This is a genomic window from Mesorhizobium sp. M1A.F.Ca.ET.072.01.1.1 (genome assembly GCF_004023325.1).
In the GTDB taxonomy this organism is placed as follows: domain Bacteria; phylum Pseudomonadota; class Alphaproteobacteria; order Rhizobiales; family Rhizobiaceae; genus Mesorhizobium.
The window spans coordinates 1-4808 of sequence record NZ_RZSF01000414.1; the positions used below are offsets into that span (position 1 = coordinate 1).

Genomic DNA, 4808 nt, shown 5'->3' on the forward strand with positions numbered 1-4808 from the left:
CGCCGGCCGGGCCGCGCGGCGCCGGCGAAGCGGTCGATCTCGGTAAGCAGCCGCGCCTGCTTCGCGTCCGCCGCCGCGATCTGCGCGGCAAGATCGTCGGCAAAGGCGATCTCGCGGTTGGCTATGCCGAGCACGCGGCCGGTGAGCTCGACACCGAGCGCCTGCAGCGTGGCAAGGTCGACATCGGCCTTGTCCGGTCGCCCGGCGAGCTGCAGCGAGGGCTGCCGCCTGGCGCTCTCGGGATTGGCGAGCCCGTCGAGCGGCTGGGCCATCACACCCATCTGACAGAGCCAGAAGAAGATGTCCTTGCCGCGCCACAGTCTCGGCAGGCGCGTATGCTTGCCGACGGACAGCATCACACGCCGGCCGGCGCGCGCGAGCTCGTCGGCGATCTGCACGCCGGAAGATGAGGCGCCGACGATCAGCACCTCGCCGGGTGGCAACTCGCCAGGGGAACGATATTGTGAAGCGTGGATATTCAGCGGTCCGCCTCTGGTCTCGGACACAAAGGGCATCATCGACCGGTCGCAATGCCCCGTCGCCACCACTACGACCCTGGCCGACCAGTCGCCGGCGCCGGTGGCGAGCGCGAAGCCGCCGCCGGTCCGCCTGCAGGAGGTGACCTCGACGCTGCATTCCACCGGCACCTGCCAGCGGCTTGCATAGGTTTCGAGATCATGGACGAACACGTCCTTTGTCCTGAAGCCGTCGGGGTCCGGGCCCTCATAGGGCGAGCCGGGCAGGCCGTTCAGCCAGTTCGGCGTCAACAGCCTCAGCGATCGCCAGCTCTGCGTGCGCCAGCGCTCGCCGATGCGGCCGCGCTCCAGCACGACATGGTCGATTCCGGCGCGGCCAAGGCAATGGCTGAGCGCAAGCCCGGCCTGCCCGCCGCCGATGATGACGACGTCAGCATGTTTCATGGCTCTGTTCCGAGGCCCTGGGGAGAGACGGTCCGGATTTCTCCGAACCGTCGCTTCAGCTAACGCATTTCGCCCAGAAGTGTGCAGCGGTTCTGGGACAACGACATGCGTCAAAACAAAGAATTAAGGCGCGTCGCCTGAACCGTTTCCAGGACGACGCGCTTTAGTTCACTGGATGGTCTTGATGCCGACCGTGACCGGCACGCCGTTGGTCAGTACGTCGAACACGGCCGAGCGTGCGCGGGCCTGCTCGACCAGCTGCTCGAGCTTCTCGGCCGGCGCGTCGCCCTCGACCTCGAACGACACCTGGATGTTCTGGAAGCCGTTGCGTACCTCGTCCGAGATGCCGAGGATGCCGCGCAGGTCGATGTCGCCGTCGACCGAGCACTTCACCGTGGTGAGCTTGATGCCGCGCGCGGCGGCGATGTTGGCGAGCCCCGCCATCAGGCAGCTCGCCAGCCCATGCAGCAGCCACTCGACAGGGGTCGGGGCGTTGTCGGCGCCGCACAGGATCGCCGGATGGTCGCTGTCGGCATAGAAGGGCTTCTCGTGCTTCTGCTCCTGGCCGGCACCGTGGAAGCCATGCATGACGCTCTTGCTGTGGGTGCCTTCGATCCATTCGTTGTGGGCGCGGAACTGGAATTTCGCCAGCTCCGGCTGACCGGCGACGAAATTGATGGTCGCCAGGAGGTTCGGTGTGTCGACGCCATTGAGCGGAACGCGGGCAGGTTTGGTGCTGGGTTGCATGTGACTACTCCGAAGGTTGCTTTGCGGCTTGGTTGCCGTGACGGTTTCCTTTTTGACGCCGATGCGTTTGAACGAGAGTGGATGGCAGCGTGGAATTTCTGGTGCGCCCACCGTGGAAATTGCATCGCCCGTTTCATTGGGGCGGGCAGCCCGCGACCGGCTCCAGTGCCGGCAATGCTTCGCGCCGGAACGCGAAAACCCCGGCGAGCCGGGGTTTTCACCAGCCTTCCGGCCGGCCGCCGATGCAGTGGTTCATCCGCTTCAGGCGTCCGTCCTGCCGGCTGCGGCGAGCGCGGCGCGCGTGGACGTGTAGTGCTCGATCTGCGAGCGGCTGATGCCCATGTCTTTGAGCAAATAGTCCGGCATGGCGCGCAGCGCGGCGCGATCGCTGCGCATCCGCATGGCGTGATAGGCCAGCCGCAATCCGCGGCGGGCAGAGCCGAACAGGTTGAAGCCCGTGCGGTCGGTTTCGTACTGCAAACGATCCATCGTCGTCATTGTCGTCTCCATTGTTGCGAGCGCGTTCATTCGCGCCGTCGATGGGGACAATGACGTAGGGGCGAGGGAGCCAGCGTTGGAGGCGACGTCGAAATTGCCGTGGAATCGTGAGGAGGGAGATTACCCGCTCCGCTGCCCTCATTGGACTTGCCCCGGCACAACCCCATATTGAATCCCAAGGAGCTTTGAGGCGTGAAACTCGCGCGGGTGGCCCTTCTGGCAGCGGCTTTCATGGCCGCCGCGGCGGTTTTCCCCTTCTCCTCGGCCGAAACGGCGGGGGAGAGGATGGCCTTGAGCATCGCGATTGACGGCGCCATCGGTCCGGCGAGTTCGCGCCAGCTCAAGGAAGCGCTCAAGACCGCGGCCGAGCGCAACGCCGGGGCTCTCATCCTTCAGCTCGACACGCCCGGCGGCCTCGTCACCTCGATGCGCGAGATGATCGCCGATATCCTGGCGTCCCCCGTTCCCGTCATCGGCTATGTCGCGCCCGCCGGCGGTCATGCGGCGAGCGCCGGAACCTATATCCTTTACTCGACCCATGTCGCGGCGATGGCGCCCGGTACCAATCTGGGCGCCGCGACGCCGGTCGAGATCGGCGGGCTGCCCTCGCTTCCCGGCGGTGAGAAGGACGACAAGGACACCGGGAAGCCAGCCGGGGACCCGATGATGGCCAAGGCGACCAACGACGCGGTGGCGCTGATCCGCTCCCTCGCCGAACTGCGCGGGCGCAATGGCGACTGGGGCGAGAAGGCGGTTCGCGAGGCGGCGAGCCTCTCGGCAAGCGCGGCGCTGCAGCAACATGTCATCGACTTCGTCGCCCGTGACAAGGCGGAGCTGCTGCAGCTCGCCGACGGCCGCACCGTCGACGTGGCCGGCAAGAAAGAGGTGCTGGCGACGAAGGGCCTGGCCGTCGAGGTCCTGGATCCCGGCTGGTTCATCCGGCTTCTCGCGGTCATCACCGATCCGAACGTTGCCGTCCTCCTGATGCTGATCGGCTTCTACGGCATCGTCTTCGAGGTCACGAGCCCAGGTGCGGTGGCGCCTGGCGTCATTGGCGCCATCTGCCTCGTCCTCGGCCTCTACGCGCTCGATCTCTTGCCGATCAACTATACCGGTCTCGCCCTGATGCTGCTCGGCGTCGCCTTCCTCATCGTCGAGGCTTTCAGTCCGACAGTGGTGCTGGGTGTCGGCGGCGCGGCCGCCTTCCTGCTCGGCGCGGCCATGCTGCTCAAGGTCGCGGGGCCGGGCTTCGCCATATCGTGGGCGGTCATCGGCCCCGCCGCGGCGCTGACGCTGGGCCTCGCGCTGCTGGCCGGCAGCTATCTGTGGGCAGCGCGCCGCAATCCGCCGCGCGTCGGCGGCGGGGCCATGCACGGTCTTTCCGTGGACGTTCTCGACTGGGAAGGCGGAGAAGGTCATGTGCTGGCGCTCGGCGAGCGCTGGCGCGCCAAGGCCGAGGAGCCGATCGCGCCCGGAGATCGTGCTGAGGTGACCGCCGTCAGCGATCTCGTGCTGACGGTGCGGCGGCGTGGTGCAGGTCACAACGGAGCGGGAAACGACGGAGCAAAACAATGACGCTCGGCTATGTCGCCTATCTGATCCTCGCGCTGCTGGTGATCATGTTCCTGTCGGCGGCGATCCGCATCCTGAGGGAATATGAGCGCGGCGTCGTCTTCACGCTCGGCCGCTTCACCGGGGTCAAGGGGCCCGGCCTCATCCTGCTCGTTCCCTTCATCCAGCAGATGGTGCGCGTGGACCTGCGCGTTGTGGTGCAGGACGTGCCGCCGCAGGACGTCATCTCGCGCGACAATGTCTCGGTCAAGGTCAACGCGGTGCTCTATTTCCGCATCGTCGACGCCGAGCGGGCGATCATCCAGGTCGAGGATTTCATGACCGCCACCAACCAGCTGGCGCAGACCACGCTGCGTTCGGTGCTCGGCAAGCACGAGCTGGACGAGATGCTGGCCGAGCGCGACAAGCTCAACAGCGACATCCAGGACATCCTCGACCAGCGCACCGACGCCTGGGGCATCAAGGTCTCCAATGTCGAGATCAAGCATGTCGACCTCAATGAGAGCATGGTTCGGGCCATCGCCAAGCAGGCAGAGGCCGAGCGGCTGCGGCGCGCCAAGGTCATCAACGCCGACGGCGAGCAGCAGGCGGCGGCCAAGCTGGTCGAGGCCGGCCGCATGCTGGCGGCCGAACCGCAGGCCATGCAGCTGCGCTATTTCGAGGCCCTGCACGACATCGCCGGCGAGCGCTCATCGACCGTGGTCTTCCCGCTGCCGGTGGATCTGCTTAGCCAGTTTTTGAAGGGCCAGAGCCAGGGCAGGTGATCTCCCCCCTCGAGGGGGAGATGCCCGGCAGGGCAGAGGGGGTCGGTCCGACTGGACTCGGCCTATTGCGACGGTTGTAGGTTGGCGCCCCACGCGCGGCGACCCCCTCTGTCGCCTTCGGCGACATCTCCCCCTCGAGGGGGGAGACAAGGCCGGCGCTAAATCAACTTCTCCAGCGTAATCGGCAGATCCCGCACCCGCTTCCCGGTGGCGTGGAACACCGCATTGGCAATCGCCGGCGCCACGCCGACGATGCCGAGCTCGCCGACGCCCTTGCCGCCCAGCGCCGAGGAATGCGGGTCGGGGA

At 66.7% G+C, this 4808-nt stretch carries 5 protein-coding genes; 2 read left to right on the forward strand and 3 right to left on the reverse strand.

Translation table 11 applies throughout. From position 1 onward, the window contains the following. The 3 genes from EOA32_RS33095 to EOA32_RS33105 form a co-directional block, all read right to left on the reverse strand. The coding region (locus tag EOA32_RS33095; RefSeq protein WP_128373966.1) for an NAD(P)/FAD-dependent oxidoreductase at nt 1–920 on the reverse strand (920 nt) is incomplete at its 3' end. A 168-nt stretch (nt 921–1088) separates the two neighbouring features. After that, entirely contained in the window at nt 1089–1667 is a 579-nt protein-coding gene (locus tag EOA32_RS33100) for an OsmC family protein (RefSeq protein ID WP_095778850.1), read from the reverse strand. A gap of 261 nt (nt 1668–1928) precedes the next feature. Beyond that, complete coding sequence (locus EOA32_RS33105) at nt 1929–2165, reverse strand: DUF1127 domain-containing protein (protein ID WP_164746786.1); 237 nt, start codon at nt 2163–2165, stop codon at nt 1929–1931. Nucleotides 2166–2357: 192 nt separating this feature from the next. Between EOA32_RS33105 and EOA32_RS33110 the strand changes: the two genes are divergently transcribed. Continuing rightward, nucleotides 2358–3740, forward strand: coding sequence for a nodulation protein NfeD (locus tag EOA32_RS33110; RefSeq protein ID WP_128373967.1), 1383 nt, complete (start codon nt 2358–2360; stop codon nt 3738–3740). Then, nucleotides 3737–4501: a slipin family protein gene (locus tag EOA32_RS33115; RefSeq protein ID WP_066999450.1), complete on the forward strand. Its 765-nt coding sequence runs from the start codon at nt 3737–3739 to the stop codon at nt 4499–4501. Before EOA32_RS33110 ends, EOA32_RS33115 begins: the two co-directional genes overlap by 4 nt. Nucleotides 4502–4808: the final 307 nt, after the last annotated feature.